The following is a 17,639-nucleotide window of genomic DNA, read 5'->3' as shown; positions in this document are numbered from 1 at the left end:
CCTCACACACCGCAGGCCATCTGCAATCCACAAAAAAAGCCACCCTCGCGGGTGGCTTCCTGGTCAGGCCGGTCGCGCCGACTCAGTTCGTGGTCGTCGCCGGGTTGCCCGCGTCCTGGGTCAGCAGGCGGTTGATGTCCTGCAGTTCGGCGACATCCAGGCCACCCACGGCTTGGCTCAGCAGCAGGCGGTTCTGCAGGAAGTTGTAGCGGGCCTGCGCGTAATCCAGCTGTGCGGAGAACAGGATGCGCTGGTTCTGGATCACGTCCAGCACGGTGCGGGTACCCACTTCCAGGCCAACCTGCGAGGCATCGTAGGCGCTCTGCGCGGAAACCACGGCCAAACGGCGCGCTTCCACTTCGCTGATGCCCTGCACCAGGGTCTGGTAGGCATTGCGGGTGTTGCGGTCCAGTGCGCGCTTCTGCTGCTCGAAACCGTCCTGGGCGATGTCACGCTGGGCCAGCGCCTGGCGTACGCCGGACTGGGTGGCGCCGCCGGAGAAGATCGGCACGCTCAGGGTCAGGCCGATGCTGTTGGTGCGTGCATCGGGGGAGAGCGAACCGGCACCGACGCTGTCGCCCCAGGTTGCGCTCTTGCCCCAGCTGCCGCCCAGCGACAGGGTCGGGTAGTGACCACCACGGGCGGCCTGCACGCTGGCTTCGGCGGCACCGACCTTCAGCTCCTGCGCCTTCAGCGCCGGATTCTGCGTGGTCGCCTGCTGCACCAGCTGGTCCAGGTTGCCGCGGTTGGCCGGCACTTCCGGACGGAAATCGGCCGGCAGGCCCTTCAGGTTCATCACCGGCTGGCCGGTCAGTTCGGTCAGGGCCTGGTAGTTGTCGGCCAGGGTGTTCTGCGCAACGATCGTGTTGGCGCGCGCCTGGTCGTACTGGGCGCGGGCCTCGTGCACGTCGGTGATCGGCGCCAGGCCCACTTCCAGGCGCTTGTCGGCGAAGTCGAACTGCTTTTTCGCGGCCGCTTCATTGGTCTGTGCGGCGTTCAGCGATTCGATCGCCACCAGCACGTTGAAGTAGGCCGCCGAGGTGCGCACGATCAGGTTGTCGTTGGCCGAGTCGAGGGTGAAGTCCGCCGCCTTGCTCAGCTCGCGCTGCGAACGCAGGTTGTTGATCTGGGTCCAGTTGAACAGCGTCTGGGTGCCATCAACGGTATAGCTGCGGCGCTTGCTGGTGAACGAGCCGGAATTGGCGTCAGCGTTCGGCTCGCTGCGCGTGCGGTTCAACTGCGCTGTACCGTTGATCTGCGGCAGCAGGGCAGCACGCGCCTGCACGGCGCCTTCCTTGTCATACAGCCGGGTGGATTCGGCGGCGGACAGCTGCGGGTCACCATTGCGCGCCATTTCATAGACCTGCAGCAGGTCGGCGGCATGGGCGGACAACGGCAGCAGGGCAGTGGCCAGCGCAACAGCGAGGGATCGGCGGATCATTGCGGCTTCCTTGGACTCAGAGGTGGAACTGGGGGGCCGGGGCGGCACCACGCAGGTAATCGATATCGGTCTCGAACAGCGACTCGGTGCTGCCATCGGCCTTCACCAGCAGTGCTTCCATTGCCGGCGAACGGCCCTGGATGACATACAGGCGACCACCCGGACGCAACCACGAAGCAAACTGTGACGGCACCACGTCGACGGCGCCAGTGACACAGATCACGTCGAAGCGGCGTTCCGTCTGCCAGGCCAGGCCATCGGCCACTTCCACGCGCACGTTGGTGCCCAGGCCGGTGGCATCCAGGCGGGCGCGCGCAGCAGCGGCCAGTTCCGGATCGATTTCCAGGCTCAGCACGTCGCGCGCCAGCGCGCCGATGCAGGCCGACAGGAAGCCGCTGCCGGTGCCGATTTCCAGCACTTCGTCACCCGGCTGCAGATCCAGTGCCTGCAGGGTACGGCCCTCGATGACCGGCTTCATCATCTTCTGGCCGTTGCCGATCGGCAGTTCGACATCGGCATAGGCCAGCGCCCGGTGCGCGTCGGCGACGAAGGCCTCGCGCGGCAGGCGGGCCAGGACGTCGAGCACCTTGATGTCCAGCACGTCCCAGGGACGGATCTGCTGTTCCACCATCAGTTCGCGGGCGTGGGCGTAATCAATCGTCATGAGGTTCAAATCCAGCGCAGTGGGCCGGCCATTTTACCGGTGCCGGGGGCCGGCGGCGCGCCCAGAGCATCAGCTGCAGGGTGGCCGGGGTCGCAGTGCCGGAAGTCATCGCGACCTCCGGTTCGTTCAGTTTTGGTTATCCAGCGTTCCCGGCCCCCCGCGGCGCGTAGGCGCGCAGGAAGAAATCCACGCTGGCGGCCACGTGTATCGCAGCATCGGTCTCGACGGGGGACAGTGGCATGCCGCACATCATATGCATGTGCACTTCGCCCTTCACCAGGGTCAGGAACTGCTGGCCGGCGATGTAGCAGTCGGGGATATCCAGTTCGCCGCGCTCGGCACGCGAACGCATGAAGTCGGCCAGTGCCTCGCAGGTGCGTTGCGGGCCCGCCTGCCAGAACAGTTCACGCAGGCGCTCGTCGGTCTCCGGCGCCATCATCATCCGCTGGATCGACAGGGCCGCGTCGGAGGTGATCATCTCGAAGAACGCCATGCCGATGCCCAGCAACTGGTCACGCAGAGGGCCTTCGACGTCGGCCACGAACAGCGCGTCGGGCAGCATCTCGATGCACTTGGACTGCACAGCTTCGGAGAACAGGGTCTCTTTGTCGCCGAAATGGCTGTAGACGGTCAGCTTCGATACGCCGGCCTGGGCAGCAATGCTGTCCATGCTCACGCCGCTGTAGCCCTGCTCGATGAACAGTGTCTTGGCTGCCTCGAGTATCGCCGCGCGCTTGCCCAGATCCTTGGGGCGCCCGGGACCGGCAGCCTTGGCAACGGGCTTGGCCGTCGGCTTTCGGGAAGTGGGAGAACTCATTCCGCTAATACTAGACCAAGCGGTTCGATATTTATACTATACCGGCTGGTTCACTAATGTCCGCGTTGCAACAGTATGTTGCCGGCGCGTTCCCCCCCGGATTTCTTTTCAGGTCCTGTACCTCATGAAAAACATGCGTTGGTTGGGCGTAGGCGTACTGGTCGTGGTGTTGGCAGCGTGCGGCAAGCAGGCCGCCGAGCCGGCGGCGGCCATCCCGGTGCTGGTGGTGCATCCCACCACGCAGGATGGACAGGCCGCGGCCGCCTACCCCGGCGAGGTGCGTGCCCGCCAGGAAAGCCCACTGTCGTTCCGGGTTGGCGGCAACCTGGTCAGGCGCCTCGTCGACGCAGGCGAGCGGGTGAAGAAGGGCCAGCTGCTGGCCGAGCTGGATGCGGCCGACTACGCCTCGCAGGCGGCGGCGTCGCAGGCGCAGCTGGCGGCGGCCGAAGCAGACCTGGTGCGCGCGCGCGATGACCAGAAGCGCTATGCCAAGCTGGCGGAAGACCAGCTGGTGAGCCGCTCGGCACTGGACCAGCAGACCGCTGCGTTCAAGGCCGCGCAGGGCCAGGCCAACGCGGCCCGGGCCAACCTCGCCGTGGCCCGCAACCAGGCTGAGTACGCGCAGCTGCGCGCACCCGCCGATGGGGTGATCGCCAGCCGCCAGGCCGAAGCCGGTCAGGTCGTGAGCGCGGGGCAGACGGTGTTCACCCTGGCCGCCGATGGTGGCCGTGAGGTGCTGATCGCGCTGCCGGAAAGCAGCATCCGCGACTACAAGGTCGGCCAGTCGGTACAGGTGGAACTGTGGAACCGTCCGGGCCAGCTGCTGCCGGGCACCCTGCGCGAGATCGCCCCGGCCGCCGATGCACAGGCGCGCACCTATGCCACGCGCGTGAGCCTGGCGCCGGAAGCACTGAGCGAAGTGGAACTGGGCCAGAGTGCGCGGGTGTTTGCCAGCGCCGGGCGCAGTGGTGCGTTGCAGCTGCCGCTGGCGGCTGTGCTGCGCGGCAGTGATGGCAAGGCCAGCGTGTGGGTGGTCAATCCGTCCAACGGTGCATTGAAGGCAACGCCGGTGCAGGTGGGTGCCTACGGCGCGCAGGCCGTGCCGGTCGTGTCCGGCGTGGGCGCGACGGACTGGGTGGTCGCTGCCGGCGGCCATCTGCTGCGCGAAGGCCAGGTGGTGACGCCGGTCGACCGCCAGAACCGCCCGGTGCTGGCACCGTCGGCCGCCAAGCCGGCGCCGGCCGCAGGCAAGGGGCACTGACCCGTGCGCCGCTTCAATCTCTCCGAATGGGCGCTGGGCAACCGTGCGCTGGTGTTGTTCGCGATGCTGGCGTTCGCCGTCATCGGTGCCTGGTCCTACAAGCACCTGGGCCAGTCTGAAGATCCGCCCTTCACCTTCAAGGCGATGGTGGTACGCACGATGTGGCCGGGCGCCACCGCCGAGCAGGTCTCGCGGCAGGTGACCGAGCCGATCGAGAAAGCGCTGATGAACACCGGCGAGTACGAATTCATCCGTTCGTACTCGCGGCCGGGCGAATCGCAGGTGATCTTCATGGCGCGCGACAGCCTGCGCTCCAAGCAGATTCCGGACCTGTGGTACCAGGTGCGCAAGCGCGTGGGCGATATCCGCGCGACGCTGCCGAGGGAGATCGTCGGGCCCTTCTACAACGATGAGTTCGGCGACACCTTCGGCAACATCTATGCGTTGACCGGCGAAGGCTTCGACTACGCGGTGATGCGCGACTATGCCGACCGCATCCAGTTGGAGCTGCAGCGCGTGCCCGACGTCGGCAAGATCGACCTGGTCGGCCTGCAGGACGAGAAGGTGTGGATCGAGTTGTCCAACACCAAGCTGGCCACGCTGGGCGTATCGCTGCAGCAGGTGCAGCAGGCGCTGGCCGACCAGAACGCGGTCAGCGCCACCAGCTTCTTCGAAACCCCGACCGACCGCGTGCAGCTGCGCGTGACCGGTCAGTTCGATTCGATCGAGGACATCCGCAGATTCCCGATCCAGGCCGGCGAACGCACGCTGCATCTGGGCGACATCGCCGAGGTCAAGCGTGGCTTTGCCGATCCGGCCTCGCCGAAGATGCGCTTCATGGGCCAGGATGCGATCGGCCTGGCGGTGGCGATGAAGGACGGCGGAGACATCCTCAAGCTCGGTGCCACCCTGGATGCCGAGTTCGAACGCCTGCAGAAGACCCTGCCGGCCGGCATGCAGCTGCGCAAGGTGTCCGACCAGCCGCATGCGGTGGAAGAGTCGGTGGGCGAGTTCGTGCAGGTGCTCACCGAAGCGGTGGTGATCGTGCTGCTGGTCAGCTTCTTCTCGCTGGGCCTGCGTACCGGCCTGGTGGTGGGCGTGACCATCCCGTTGGTGCTGGCGATGACCTTCTTCGTCATGCACTACTTCGATATCGGCCTGCACAAGATTTCGCTGGGTGCACTGGTGCTGGCACTGGGCCTGCTGGTGGACGATGCGATCATCGCGGTGGAGATGATGGCCACCAAGATGGAGCAGGGCTACGACCGCCTGCGCGCGGCCAGTTTCGCCTGGGAATCCACCGCCTTCCCGATGCTGACCGGTACCCTGATCACTGCCGCTGGCTTCCTGCCCATCGCCACGGCGGCATCCAGCACGGGTGAGTACACCCGTTCGCTGTTCCAGGTGGTGACCATCGCGCTGGTGGTGTCGTGGATCGCGGCAGTGCTGTTCATCCCGTACCTGGGCGACAAGATGCTGCCGGACCTGTTCAACCCGCAGCTGCCGAAGCCGGACAGCTTGGCCGGCCGCTGGCGCGCCAAGCGCCTGCAGTGGGCCGACCGGCATCCGTCACTCGCGCGCTGGATCGCACCGAAGGAGCATGCGCACGATCATGATCCGTACCAGCGGCCGTTCTACACGCGCTTCCGGGCGTTCCTGGATACCTGCCTGCGCCATCGCTGGTGGGTGATCGCTGCGACCATTGCACTGTTCATCGGTTCGTTGATGCTGTTCCGCTTCGTGCCACAGCAGTTCTTCCCCGACTCGACCCGGCCGGAACTGATGGTGGACATCGAGCTGGCCGAAGGTGCGTCGCTGGCCGCGACCCAGGCTCAGGCCGACAAGCTGGAGAAGCTGCTGAAGGGCCGCGAAGGCATCAGCAACTACGTGGCCTACGTCGGCACGGGTTCGCCGCGCTTCTACCTGCCGCTGGACCAGCAGCTGCCGGCCACCAACTTCGCCCAGTTCGTGGTGCTCACCGAAGACGCCAAGGCCCGCGAATCGACCCGCGATTGGATGCTGAAGGACGTGATCAGTCAGTTCCCGGATGTACAGATGCGGGTGACGCGCTTGGAGAACGGGCCGCCGGTCGGTTATCCGGTGCAGATGCGCGTGTCCGGCGAGCACATCGCGCAGGTGCAGGCGATCGCGCGCCAGGTCGAGGCCAAGGTGCGCGAGAACCCGCACGTGATGAACGTGAACCTGGACTGGAGCGAGCCGAGCAAGGTGGTGCGGCTGGTGATCGACCAGGACCGCGCCCGCGCGCTGGGCGTCAGCAGTGCCCAGGTCAGCCAGTTCCTCAGCAGCTCGTTGTCGGGCATGAGCGTGAGCACCTATCGCGAAGGCAACCGCCAGATCGAGATGCTGCTGCGTGGCCCGGACAACGAGCGCGCGCAGCTGGACCTGCTCGGCAGCCTGGCGATTCCGACCAGCAGTGGCACTGCGGTGACGCTGTCGCAGGTCGCGCGGCTGGAATACGCCTTCGAGGACGGCATCATCTGGCACCGCAACCGTCTGCCGACGGTGACCGTGCGTGCCGACATCAGCGATGGCATGCAGCCGCTGGACGTGGTGCAGCAGATCGTGCCGACCCTGGATGGCATCCGTGCCGACCTGCCCAGCGGCTACCTGCTGGAGACCGGCGGCTCGGTGGAGGATTCTGCGCGCGGGCAGAACTCGATCAAGGCCGGCATGCCGCTGTTCCTGATCGTGGTGGCCACGTTGCTGATGCTGCAGCTGCGCAGCTTCTCGCGTGCGGCGATGGTGCTGGTGACCGCTCCGCTGGGCATCATCGGCGCGACGCTGTTCCTGTTGCTGTTCCGCGCGCCGTTCGGCTTCGTGGCGCTGTTGGGCACCATCGCGCTGGCGGGCATGATCATGCGCAACTCGGTGATCCTGATCGACCAGATCCAGCAGGACATCGATGCCGGGCATGACCGCTGGCATTCGATCATCGATGCCACGGTGCGGCGTTTCCGCCCGATCGTGCTGACTGCGCTGGCGGCGGTGCTGGCGATGATCCCGCTGTCGCGCAGCGCTTTCTATGGCTCGATGGCGATCTCGATCATGGGTGGCCTGATTGTCGGTACGGTGCTGACGCTGGTGTTCCTGCCGGCGCTGTATGCGGCGTGGTTCCGGGTCAAGCCGGACGAATCCGGGGCGTGATGCCCCGGGTTTCCCGGCCACCGGGCTGAGCCCCCTCTGCGGTGGGTTCAGAAGCGGGATCGCTGGTCTGGGCCGGGTGGGTGGGCTGTTCGGGGGACGCCGCAAGTACGTCCTTGTAGGCTTGGCAGCCGCTTGCTCGTGTGCGCTGTCCTGCGCACACGGCAAGACCGGGGTTGGGCGTCCTGCCCAGCCCGCCCGAGGCATGCCTCGGGCCCATGCGGCTGACACCCCCGCCCAGCCCACCCACCCGGCCCCTGACAGTTTCCTGTGGCCTGCACCGCAGGAAGAAAAAGAAGAAGAGCGAAAAGCAACAGCAACAGCAACAGCCGCGTGCTGATGGTTGGGGTCGGATACACCTCATCCACGCATGGCGTGGATCCACCAACCGTCACCGGGAAATGATCGGAGGTGGGGAGGGGGCAGCTGGCGGGACCGTCCACGGCATGGATGCCGTGGCCGAGCCTACAGGGACGTACTTGCGGCGTGTCCCGCCAGCTGCCCCCTCCCCGCCAACCAAGCAACAACCCAGAGCCGCTCCGGCTTTTGCAGTTGTAGTTGCAGTCGCCTCTGCGGGCGCCGGGCAGCCGCCCGGCCGATCACCCTTGTAACTGCAGCTGCTCACGCAGCAGCGGCACCAGCCAATCCAGGAACACCTGCACACGTTGCGCGCGATGCTGCCGGTGCGGCAGCAACAGGGTCACCGGCAGCGGCTGCGCCGCGTACTGGGGCATCACTTCCAGCAGTGCACCGGTTTGCAGTTCGGCCTGCACGTCGTAGCGTGGAATCTGCAGCAGTCCCAACCCCGCGACGCAGCAGGCAATCGACGCCTCGGCGCTGTTCACCCGCACCCAGCCGGGCATCGGCAGCGTGCGCAGCTGGTCGCTGTCCTGCCATTCCCACGGCTCCACCCGCGCCGTGGTCGGCGACGCATAGTTCACCGCGCGGTGCTGCTGCAGGTCGGCAGGATGCTGCGGCACGCCGTGCGCATGCAGGTACGCCGGCGCGGCAACGTTGACGAAGTCCAGCTGGCCCAGCGTGCGGGCCACCAGGCTGGAGTCACCCAGCTGGCCCACCCTCAGCACCGCATCGCAGCCGTCCTCGATCAGATTCACCGCGCGATCGGTCATGCCCAGTTCCAGCTCGACCTGGGGGTGCCGTGCGAAGAAGTCCGGCAGGGCCGGGGCGATGATGCGGCGGCCGATCCGGCTGGGTACATCGATCTTCAACAGGCCACTCGGCTGTGCGTCGTCCTGGCGGAACAGCGACTCGGCATCTTCCATCTCGGCGATCAGGCGCAGGCAGCGCACGTAGAAGGTGTCGCCGTCGTGGGTGGTGGAAACCCTGCGGGTGGAGCGCTGCAGCAGGCGCGTGCCCAAGCGCTGCTCGAGTTCCGCCACAGCCGCTGAGACGGTGGAGCGGGGCAGGCCGAGCTGGTCGGCGGCGCGGGTGAAGCTGGTGCACTCCACCACCCGGGCAAAGATGCGGAAACGCTCGATCCGGTCCATTGTTCGCCCGCTTTGGAAAGTTAAGTCAATGTTGCGGTCTTTATCCGCAATTTCTGCACGATATCGTCGTCGGCACAGGGTTGCCAGCCCGGCAGCCTCTTCCCGAGACCGATGCCATGACCGACCACCGTATCCAGGGCAAGACCGTGCTGATCGCCGGCGGTGCCAAGAACCTAGGCGGGCTGATCGCCCGCGACTTCGCCGAACAGGGCGCCAAGGCCATCGTCATCCACTACAACAGCGCCGCCACCCAGGCCGATGCCGAGGCGACCGTTGCGGCGGTGCAGGCCGCAGGTGCCAAGGCCGTGGCGTTGCAGGCCGATCTGACCTCGGCCGCTGCGATGGAGCGGCTGTTCGCCGACGCGGTCGCCGCCGTCGGTCGCCCCGACATCGCCATCAACACCGTCGGCAAAGTGCTGAAGAAGCCGATGCTGGACATCAGCGAAGCGGAGTACGACCAGATGAGCGCGGTCAATGCGAAGACGGCCTTCTTCTTCCTCAAGGAGGCAGGACGCCATGTCAACGACGGCGGCCGCATCTGCACGCTGGTCACGTCGCTGCTGGGCGCGTTCACGCCGTTCTATTCCAGCTACGCGGGCACCAAGGCGCCGGTGGAACACTTCACCCGCGCGGCATCGAAGGAGTTTGGCGAACGTGGAATCTCGGTGACCGCGATCGGCCCCGGGCCGATGGATACGCCCTTCTTCTATCCGGCCGAGAGTGCCGATGCGCAGGCGTATCACAAGACCGCCGCGGCGCTGTCGGCATTCACCCGTACCGGCCTGACCGACATCGCCGACATCGTGCCGTGGATCCGCTTCCTGGTGACCGACGGTTGGTGGATGACCGGGCAGACCATCCTGGTCAATGGTGGTTACACCACAAAGTAGAGGCACGCGAGGCTTGGGTTCGTGCAGCAGCATCCACGCCATGCGTGGATGCTGCTGGCTTCCAATCAGGGCGTTCACGGGCACAATAGCGGGCTGTCCCGGGGCCGGAGCGCCTGCATGTTCCCTCGCACGATCCGCGCTTGCGTGCTGATGCTGGTTGCCTGCTGCGGTCATGCCGATGCAGAGCCGGCTCAGACCGAGGCCCTGCGCTTCCAGCAGAACCTGCTCGCCGTGCTCGAATGCCGTGCCAGTGCAGATACCCGGCAGACCGTCGCCAGCACCCTGCGGGCGGCACGCTACGGCGATCCGGCCGGTCGCCCGTTGCATCTGCGTGACTGGCATTTCGAGCAGGCCGGAGACGCCGACGCTGCTTCGGTGACGATCATCGATATGCCGGTGCCGTTGACCGCGCAGGGCGTCCGGACCCAGCGCGTTTTCGCAGGCGCGCAGGGGTTGTCCATTGCCATCGACGCTGCAGCGCGTGATCGTATCGTTGCACGCCACGGCCTGCAGCTGCAGTCGAGCACGCTGCGTGAACCCTTCCGGGTGTGGTCCGCACGATCGGTTGATGGCAACACGTCGGCCACGTCGATCATGGTGAGCAGCGATGGCGATGGCGACGGCTATCGGTTGGGATGTACTGCCGCAGCTGCCAGCACGCAGGGAACGTTGCCACTGGATCGGCAGCAGCGTGCAGATGCCAATGACCTTGCAGCGGCCATCGAGTGCCGTGCCGACGATGCGGCCCTGCGCCGCGTCGGGCGCTTGCTGCAGCAGATGATGGAACAGCCGCAGAGCGAATGGCCGGCAGAGGTGCACGCAGTGTCGGCACGCACGCATGCGATCAACGGCACGGTGCTTCCCGTCTTCCAGATCGAACTGCAGACGCCGCTGCAGATCCAGGGAATCACCACCGACAAGGTACTGGCCGCACCGGCCGGCCTGATCGCTGCAGACCTTGGCAGAATCAACGTCGCAAGCGTGTTGCTCGATGCCGGTCTGACAACGGCTCACCAGCAGGCCGGCGTGCAGGTCTGGCAACGCGAAGCGTCGCGCAGCGGCTTGCCTTCAGGCAGCATCCGAATCCATGAACGCGTGGTGGCCAGAGCTGACGACGGCACTGTCCTGACCGGATGCAGCAGCTCGCAGATGCGCGCGGCCGCGAGCGATCCGCAGAGCGCGAACATCCCGCACTGAGTGAGTCAGTGCGGGATGCGCAGAGAGAACGGGTACCGGACGCCGTCCGGTACCCCGATCACTCATCCCAGTTTGGCCAGCACCGCGTCGGTGGCCGTCGCCGTGCTCACCGCGTGGCCCTTGGCGGCCAGGTCTGCGGTGAAAACGCCATCGTCCAGCACCGCGTGCACTGCCGCTTCCACTGCTGCTGCTTCGTCTTCCAGCCGCAGCGAATGGCGCAGCAGCATCGCCGCGCTGAAGATCGTCGCGTACGGGTTGGCGATGCCCTTGCCGGCGATGTCCGGTGCCGAGCCGTGGATCGGCTCGTAGATGCCCACCGCACCCGGCTCGCCCAGCGATGCCGATGGCAGCAGGCCCAGCGAACCGGCCAGCATCGAAGCCTCATCGGTGAGGATGTCGCCGAACATGTTCTCGGTCACGATCACGTCGTACTCGCGCGGCTTGGCCAGCAGATGCATCGCCATCGAATCGACCAACTGGTGTTCCAGCGCGACGTCCGGGAATTCCTCGCGGCCGATGCGCGCGGCCACGTCGCGCCACAGGCGTGAGGTTTCCAGCACGTTGGCCTTGTCCACCGACGTGACCTTGCCGCGACGCTGCTGCGCCAGCCGGAAGGCACTGCGCAGCACACGCTCGATCTCGGCCACGGTATAGCGGCACAGATCGCTGGCGCTGTCGGCATCGCGGGTCTTGTCGCCGAAGTAGATGCCGCCGGTCAGCTCGCGCACCACCACGAAGTCCACGCCCTGCAGCAGCTCGGCCTTGATCGGCGAGGCGTGCAGCGCGGCTTCATGGGTGCGCACCGGACGCAGGTTGGCATACAGGCCCAGCGCCTTGCGGATCGCCAGCAGGCCCTGCTCCGGGCGCACCTTGGCGTTCGGGTCGGACCACTTCGGCCCGCCCACGGCGCCCAGCAGCACAGCGTTGGCCGCTTGGCAGGCGGCCAGGGTCGGCGCCGGCAGCGGTTCGCCGTGGCGGTCGATGGCGATGCCACCGATGTCGTGCTCGCTGAAGGTGAAGGTGTGGTTGAAGCGCTTGGCGACGGCGTTCAGAACGGCGACGGCGGCGGCGGCCACTTCCGGGCCGATGCCATCACCGGGCAGAACAACAATTTCAGCGTGCATGCTCACTCTCGTAACGTTCGATTTCAGGGACACGGCCCAACAGATACCCCAGTTGATCGACGCCTTCCAGCAGGCAGGTCTGCGAGAAGCCGTCCAACGGGAAAGAGTAGACGCGGCCATCGGGCGTGCGCAGCTCGCGCGCCGCAACGTCGATGGTCAGCTCATCGTCCGGGCGCTGCATCAGCAGCTGCACGTCGGCCTCGTCCAGTACGATCGGCAGCAGGCCGTTCTTCAGCGAATTGCCGCGGAAGATGTCGGCGATCTCGCTGCTGACGATGGCACGCAGGCCGAGATCGGTCAGTGCCCACGGCGCGTGTTCGCGCGATGAGCCGCAGCCGAAGTTGCGCCCGGCCAGCAGGATGCTGCGGCCGGCGTTGTGCGGTTGGTTGAAGGCGAAGTCCGCCACGGGCGAGCCATCGGCCTGCCAGCGCCAGTCGTTGAACGCATTGCGGCCCAGGCCAGCACGTTCGGTGGTGGACAGGAACCGCGCCGGAATGATCTGGTCGGTGTCGATGTTGGTCTGGCGCAGCACCACGCTGGCCGAGCTCAGGGTGCGGAAGCCGCTCATCAGGCCACCTCCTGGGCGAACAGCTCACGGGCATCGGCGACGTGGCCCTGCACCGCGGCCCAGGCAGCACTCATCGGCGAGGCCAGCAGCGTGCGAGAGCCCGGGCCCTGGCGGCCTTCGAAATTGCGGTTGCTGGTGCTGACCGCCAGTTGGCCGGGGGCGACCAGGTCGCCATTCATGGCGATGCACATCGAACAGCCCGGTTCCCGCCATTCGGCACCGGCCGCGCGCACGATCTCATGGATGCCTTCGGCCTCGGCCTGGCGCTTGACGATTTCAGAACCAGGCACCACCAGCATGCGCACGCGCTCGGCGACGCGACGGCCGCGCAGCACCTGTGCCACTTCGCGCATGTCGCTCAGCCGGCCATTGGTGCAGGAGCCGACGAACACCACGTCCACCGGCGTGCCGGCCAGCGTCTGTCCCGCCCGGAAGTGCATGTAATCCAGGCCCTTCTGCGCGGCGGCATCGTTGGCCGCCGGGATCGGCGCATCCACCGCGATGGCGGTGCCGGGGTGCGTGCCCCAGGTCAGGGTCGGGCGGATATCGGCGGCATCGATGTGCACCTCGCTGTCGAAGCGCGCGCCTTCATCGCTGCGCAGCTGCGTCCAGCGGGCAACGGCAGCGTCGAAGTCGGCGCCCTTGGGGCCACGTGGCGTATTGGCAACGAAGTCGAACGTCACCTGGTCGGGAGCGACCATGCCGGCGCGTGCACCGGCTTCGATGGACATGTTGCACAGGGTCATGCGCTGTTCCATGTCCATCGCTTCGATGGTGCTGCCGCGGAACTCGATCACGTGCCCGGTGCCACCATTGACGCCGATCACGCCGATGATGTGCAGGACCACGTCCTTGGCGCCGATGCCCGGCGCGAGCTTGCCATCGACGGTGATCGCCAGCGTCTTCGCCTTGCGCTGCAGCAGGCACTGCGTGGCCAGCACATGGCCGACTTCGCTGGTGCCGATGCCGAAGGCCAGCGACCCGAATGCGCCGTGGGTGGAGGTGTGGCTGTCGCCGCAGACAATGGTCATGCCCGGCTGGGTGAAGCCCTGTTCCGGTGCGATCACGTGGACGATGCCGCGGTTGTCCGAGGCCATGTCGAACAGTTCGATGCCGTGCTCGGCGCAGTTGCGTGCCAGCATCGCGACCTGTGCTTCGGAGGCGGCACTGGCATAGGGCAGCGTGCCGTCGGCGGTGGCCGGCAGGGTTGGCGTGGAATGGTCCATCGTGGCCTTGGTCCGATCCGGACGGCGCGGCCTCAGGCCACGCTCGCGCAGCTCGGTGAAGGCCTGCGGCGAGGTCACTTCATGGATCAGGTGCAGGTCGATGTACAGCACGGCGGGCGCGCTGTCGGTTTCTGGAACCACCACGTGGGCGTCCCACAGTTTGTCGTACAGGGTGCGGGGTGCGGAAGTCATGCGTTTGCCTGGCAGGAGTACGGAGTAACGGGCATCGAAGAGAAAGTAACAGGAGCGGGTCAGCGGCGCCGCGCGAGCACGCGCAGGCGCACGTAGTCGGCCAGCGGCTGGCCGGCGGCATTGCGCGGCAGGTCGGCCAGCAGGGCCGTGGCGGCATCGCGCACCGTGGCGCGCACCTCGGCCGGCAGGTCGTCCAGCAGTGGAGCGGCGAACACCCGCAGCCAGCCGGCAACGCCGGTCGGCAGCGCGGTCGGACGCGGCAGGCATTCGATCAGCTGCACCTGGAAGCCATGCTGGCGCAGGCGGTCTGCGTAGGCATCGGCGGTGGGGAAGTACCAGTGGAATGCGCTGGCGCCATGACCATGGGCCACGCGCGCGGCCTGCACGGCAGCAACGATCGTGGCCACGTTGCCATGGCCGCCGAACTCGGCGACGAAGCGGCCGCCGGGGCGCAGGGCGCGGCGCACGCCCTCCAGCACGCGATCCGGGTCGGGCATCCAATGCAGGGCTGCGTTGCTGAACACCGCATCGAACGCACCGTCGAAGGCCAGGGCGTGGCCATCCATCACCTGCGCATCGACGCCCCGCGCACGCGCGGCGATCACCATTTCCGGCGAGGCATCGACGCCCTGCATATGTGCGCCGCTGAGGGCCAGTTCGGTGGTGAGCACGCCATCGCCACAACCCAGGTCGAGAATGCGCTCGCCGGCACGCGCATCGAGCAGGCGCGCTACGGCGCCACCGAGGGTCGGCACGAAGCCGGCATCGATCGCATAGTCCTGGGCATTCCACTGCTGGCCAGCGCTGCTGGTGGTGGTTGCGGTGTCGAAGGCGCTCATCTCACTTTCCTCAGGCGGTGGCGGTGGCAGGTGATTCAGTACTGATGCCGGCGTTGGCCTGGCGCTGGCGCAGCAGGCGGTTGGCCACGTCCAGCCAGGCCAGCGCGGATGCTTCGATGATGTCCTTGCTGGTACCGGTGCCGTCGTACTCCACGCCCTCGTGGCGCACGCTCAGGTTGGCCTCGCCACGCGCATCGGCGCCGATGCCGACGCTGTGCACGTGGTAGCTGTCCAGCATCAGCTGCACGCCGGTGGCGGCCGACAACGCGCCGAACAGCGCATCGACCGGGCCGTCGCCCTGCGCGGTCTCGGCCACGCGGTTGCCGTCCGGGTCGGACAGTTCGACCAGCGCGTTGGCACGGCTGCCGACATCGCTGATGGTCATTGAAGCCAGACGGTAGCCCTGGGCATTGGAGCCGCCCTGCATCAGCGTCTGCAGGTCAGCGTCGGTGACAACACGCTGCTGCTCGCACAGCCCCTTGAACTGCTCGAACACCAGCTTCAGCTCGTCTTCTTCCAGCCAGAAGCCCAGTGCGCGCAGGCGTGCTTCGACGGCGGCGCGGCCACTGTGGCGGCCCAGCACCATCTGCGAATCTTCCCAGCCCACGTCCTCCGGACGCATGATTTCGTAGGTGCCGCGGTGGCGCAGCATGCCGTGCTGGTGGATGCCCGACTCATGGGCGAAGGCATTGGCACCCACGATGGCCTTGTTGCGCTGTACCGGCATGCCGACCAGGCGCTGCAGCAGCTGCGAGGTGCCGACGATGCGCGGGGTATCGATGGCGGTGTCCTGCTCGTAGAAAGCCTGGCGCACCTTCAGCACCATCGCGATCTCTTCCAGCGAGCAGTTGCCGGCGCGCTCACCGATGCCGTTGACGGTGCATTCGACCTGGCGCGCGCCGCCTTCGATGGCGGCCAGCGAGTTGGCCACCGCCAGGCCCAGATCGTTGTGGCAGTGGGCGCTGAAGATCACGTTGGCTGCGTTCGGCACATCGGCGACGCCAGCGATGACCTGCTGGAACATCGTGCGGATCTCTTCCGGCGTGGTGAAGCCGACGGTGTCGGGCAGGTTGATGGTGGTGGCGCCGGCAGCGATCGCCACGCGCGAGACCTCGATCAGGTAGTCCAGTTCGGTGCGGGTGGCGTCCTCGGCGGAGAACTCCACGTCATCGATGTAGGAGCGGGCCAGCGCTACGTGCCTGCGTACTGATTCCAGTACCTGCTCGCGGGTCATCCGCAGCTTGTGCTCACGGTGCAGCGGGCTGGTCGACAGGAACACATGCAGGCGCGGGTTGGCAGCGGCTTCCAGCGCACGCGCCGAGGTTTCGATGTCGGCCTGCAGGCAGCGCGACAGCACCGCCAAGCTCAGGCTCGGGCGGCGCAGTTCGCGGCCGATCAGGGCCATCGCTTCGCGGTCGGACTGCGAGCTGGCCGGGAAGCCGGTCTCGATGATGTCCACGCCCAGTTCGTCCAGCGCACGCGCCATCACCAGCTTCTGCGGCGGGCTCATGCTGCAGCCGGGGGACTGCTCGCCGTCACGCAGGGTGGTGTCGAAGATGCGGATGCGCGGGGTGGTAATTCGTTCGATGGTGGTCACAGGGAAATCTCCTCGACAGCGGGTGCGACGGCTTGCAGGGGGGAAGGGGAAGGCGTGGGAAAAGCGGTGGCGGTCGCCTTGCCGGGCGAGCGCGGGGTTTCTGCCCGGCGCCGGCGCGGCTTGCGTGGCGGGCGTGGACGGATGTCGGTGAGCAGGCCGGCGAGCACGCCGGCATCGATGTTGCCGCCGGAGACGACCGCGCACTTGCGGCGCCCGGCGACGCGACGGCCGGCAGCCAGTGCCAGCGCACCGGCGCCTTCGGCGATGATGTGTTCTTCCAGTGCCAGCCGCACCAGGGTCTCGCGCAGCTCGGCTTCGCGCACGATCACCACGTCGTCCAGCAACGAGGTACACAGGCGGCGGGTCAGGAAACCGGGGATCTTCACCCGCACGCCATCGGCCAGCGACGGCACGGGATTGATCTCGCGCACGTCGCCGCGGATCGCGCGGGCCATCGAATCGACCCCCTCGACCTGCGCGCCGACGATGCGCACGCCCTGCGACTTCAGCGCCAGGGCGACGCCGGATGCCAGGCCGCCACCGCCGATCGGTACGATCACCACGTCCGGCGCGTGTGCGGCCAGCTCGATGCCGACGGTGCCCTGGCCGGCGATGACATCGGCATCGTCGAAGGCGGACAGGAATCGGTAGCCGTGGCGCTGCGCCAGTTCGACGGCGAACGCATAGGCCTCGTCATAGCTGTTGCCGTGCTGGCGCACCGTTGCACCCCAATGGGCGACGCCAGCGATCTTGGTGGCCGGTGCGCCATGCGGCATCACGGTGATGGCCGGCACATCCAGGCGATAGGCGGCCCAGGCCACGCCCTGGGCGTGGTTGCCGGCCGAGGCGCAGATCACCGGCCGGGCATCGCCACGTTCGCGGGCGGCCAGCAGGGCATTCAGCGCGCCGCGCACCTTGTACGAGCCGGTGCGCTGCAGGTTTTCCAGCTTCAGCCAGGTGCCGAAGCGCTCGGCATGATGCAGCGGCGTAGGCGGCAGGAAGCGGCGCAGGCGGGCCTGCGCGGCCAGTACGTCGGCAACGGTTACGTCGCCGCCGTCGCTTTCCTTGCTGGTGTCAGCGGCCGGCATGGGCCACCAGCAGGGTGTTGCCGACCACCGCATGCGGGCACGGGCGGCGAAGAAGACGCCTCCGT

General features: G+C 67.2%; 14 protein-coding genes. 4 read left to right on the top strand and 10 right to left on the bottom strand.

Annotated features, from left to right (window positions below):
- Nucleotides 1-82: 82 nt before the first annotated feature.
- The 3 genes from LMF57_RS16535 to LMF57_RS16525 form a co-directional block, all read right to left on the bottom strand.
- A complete protein-coding gene (locus LMF57_RS16535; protein ID WP_117311342.1) occupies nt 83-1,441 on the bottom strand; it encodes a TolC family outer membrane protein in 1,359 nt (452 codons plus the stop codon).
- A gap of 16 nt (nt 1,442-1,457) precedes the next feature.
- Complete coding sequence (locus LMF57_RS16530) at nt 1,458-2,105, bottom strand: protein-L-isoaspartate O-methyltransferase (protein ID WP_032975442.1); 648 nt, start codon at nt 2,103-2,105, stop codon at nt 1,458-1,460.
- A gap of 136 nt (nt 2,106-2,241) precedes the next feature.
- Entirely contained in the window at nt 2,242-2,922 is a 681-nt protein-coding gene (locus tag LMF57_RS16525; RefSeq protein WP_117311341.1) for a TetR/AcrR family transcriptional regulator, read from the bottom strand.
- A 124-nt stretch (nt 2,923-3,046) separates the two neighbouring features.
- On the opposite strand from LMF57_RS16525, the gene LMF57_RS16520 reads away from it, so the two are divergent.
- Together LMF57_RS16520 and LMF57_RS16515 are read left to right on the top strand one after the other, a co-directional pair.
- Nucleotides 3,047-4,183 (top strand): efflux RND transporter periplasmic adaptor subunit, encoded by a 1,137-nt coding sequence (locus LMF57_RS16520; protein WP_117311340.1) that lies wholly within the window; start codon nt 3,047-3,049, stop codon nt 4,181-4,183.
- 3 nt (nt 4,184-4,186) lie between these two features.
- Nucleotides 4,187-7,348, top strand: a complete 3,162-nt coding sequence (locus tag LMF57_RS16515) for an efflux RND transporter permease subunit (RefSeq protein ID WP_099589991.1) — start codon at nt 4,187-4,189, stop codon at nt 7,346-7,348.
- A 596-nt stretch (nt 7,349-7,944) separates the two neighbouring features.
- On the opposite strand, the gene LMF57_RS16510 is transcribed toward LMF57_RS16515, so the two are convergent.
- A complete protein-coding gene (locus LMF57_RS16510; protein WP_229290235.1) occupies nt 7,945-8,853 on the bottom strand; it encodes a LysR family transcriptional regulator in 909 nt (302 codons plus the stop codon).
- 116 nt (nt 8,854-8,969) lie between these two features.
- Here LMF57_RS16510 and LMF57_RS16505 point away from each other — a divergent pair, with 116 nt between their 5' ends.
- Together LMF57_RS16505 and LMF57_RS16500 are read left to right on the top strand one after the other, a co-directional pair.
- Nucleotides 8,970-9,743: an SDR family oxidoreductase gene (locus tag LMF57_RS16505; protein WP_049465737.1), complete on the top strand. Its 774-nt coding sequence runs from the start codon at nt 8,970-8,972 to the stop codon at nt 9,741-9,743.
- A 117-nt stretch (nt 9,744-9,860) separates the two neighbouring features.
- Nucleotides 9,861-10,940, top strand: coding sequence for a hypothetical protein (locus LMF57_RS16500; protein WP_117311338.1), 1,080 nt, complete (start codon nt 9,861-9,863; stop codon nt 10,938-10,940).
- 62 nt (nt 10,941-11,002) lie between these two features.
- Here LMF57_RS16500 and leuB read toward each other — a convergent pair whose 3' ends face one another.
- Genes leuB through LMF57_RS16470 form a run of 6 tightly spaced genes read right to left on the bottom strand, consistent with a single transcriptional unit; the run spans nt 11,003 to nt 17,574 of the window.
- The gene (gene leuB, locus LMF57_RS16495) at nt 11,003-12,064 is read right to left on the bottom strand and encodes a 3-isopropylmalate dehydrogenase (protein ID WP_117311337.1); all 1,062 of its coding nucleotides are present in this window, start codon (nt 12,062-12,064) and stop codon (nt 11,003-11,005) included.
- Nucleotides 12,054-12,632: a 3-isopropylmalate dehydratase small subunit gene (gene leuD, locus LMF57_RS16490; protein WP_032977269.1), complete on the bottom strand. Its 579-nt coding sequence runs from the start codon at nt 12,630-12,632 to the stop codon at nt 12,054-12,056. The genes leuB and leuD overlap by 11 nt, the downstream gene beginning before the upstream one ends.
- On the bottom strand, nt 12,632-14,050 hold the full coding sequence (gene leuC, locus LMF57_RS16485) for a 3-isopropylmalate dehydratase large subunit (protein WP_117311336.1): 1,419 nt from the start codon (nt 14,048-14,050) through the stop codon (nt 12,632-12,634). The genes leuD and leuC overlap by 1 nt, the downstream gene beginning before the upstream one ends.
- Before the next feature lie 59 nt (nt 14,051-14,109).
- Nucleotides 14,110-14,889, bottom strand: a complete 780-nt coding sequence (locus LMF57_RS16480) for a class I SAM-dependent methyltransferase (protein WP_117311335.1) — start codon at nt 14,887-14,889, stop codon at nt 14,110-14,112.
- Between the two features lie 10 nt (nt 14,890-14,899).
- Nucleotides 14,900-16,486, bottom strand: a complete 1,587-nt coding sequence (locus LMF57_RS16475; RefSeq protein ID WP_025874148.1) for a 2-isopropylmalate synthase — start codon at nt 16,484-16,486, stop codon at nt 14,900-14,902.
- On the bottom strand, nt 16,483-17,574 hold the full coding sequence (locus tag LMF57_RS16470) for a threonine dehydratase (protein ID WP_117311334.1): 1,092 nt from the start codon (nt 17,572-17,574) through the stop codon (nt 16,483-16,485). Before LMF57_RS16470 ends, LMF57_RS16475 begins: the two co-directional genes overlap by 4 nt.
- Between the last annotated feature and the right edge of the window lie 65 nt (nt 17,575-17,639).

Origin of the sequence: Stenotrophomonas sp. SI-NJAU-1 (genome assembly GCF_020883215.1) — a bacterium.
GTDB classification, from domain to species: Bacteria; Pseudomonadota; Gammaproteobacteria; order Xanthomonadales; family Xanthomonadaceae; genus Stenotrophomonas; species Stenotrophomonas indicatrix.
This window is presented reverse-complemented; position numbering and strand designations above follow the sequence as displayed.

Bases quoted from the DNA above. Each gene is read 5' to 3' on its own strand.
- LMF57_RS16535 (WP_117311342.1), bottom strand. From the start codon at position 1,441: ATGATCCGCCGATCCCTCGCTGTTGCGCTGGCCACTGCCCTGCTGCCG.
- LMF57_RS16530 (WP_032975442.1), bottom strand. From the start codon at position 2,105: ATGACGATTGATTACGCCCACGCCCGCGAACTGATGGTGGAACAGCAG.
- LMF57_RS16525 (WP_117311341.1), bottom strand. From the start codon at position 2,922: ATGAGTTCTCCCACTTCCCGAAAGCCGACGGCCAAGCCCGTTGCCAAG.
- LMF57_RS16520 (WP_117311340.1), top strand. From the start codon at position 3,047: ATGAAAAACATGCGTTGGTTGGGCGTAGGCGTACTGGTCGTGGTGTTG.
- LMF57_RS16510 (WP_229290235.1), bottom strand. From the start codon at position 8,853: ATGGACCGGATCGAGCGTTTCCGCATCTTTGCCCGGGTGGTGGAGTGC.
- LMF57_RS16505 (WP_049465737.1), top strand. From the start codon at position 8,970: ATGACCGACCACCGTATCCAGGGCAAGACCGTGCTGATCGCCGGCGGT.
- LMF57_RS16500 (WP_117311338.1), top strand. From the start codon at position 9,861: ATGTTCCCTCGCACGATCCGCGCTTGCGTGCTGATGCTGGTTGCCTGC.
- leuB (WP_117311337.1), bottom strand. From the start codon at position 12,064: ATGCACGCTGAAATTGTTGTTCTGCCCGGTGATGGCATCGGCCCGGAA.
- leuD (WP_032977269.1), bottom strand. From the start codon at position 12,632: ATGAGCGGCTTCCGCACCCTGAGCTCGGCCAGCGTGGTGCTGCGCCAG.
- leuC (WP_117311336.1), bottom strand. From the start codon at position 14,050: ATGACTTCCGCACCCCGCACCCTGTACGACAAACTGTGGGACGCCCAC.
- LMF57_RS16480 (WP_117311335.1), bottom strand. From the start codon at position 14,889: ATGAGCGCCTTCGACACCGCAACCACCACCAGCAGCGCTGGCCAGCAG.
- LMF57_RS16470 (WP_117311334.1), bottom strand. From the start codon at position 17,574: ATGCCGGCCGCTGACACCAGCAAGGAAAGCGACGGCGGCGACGTAACC.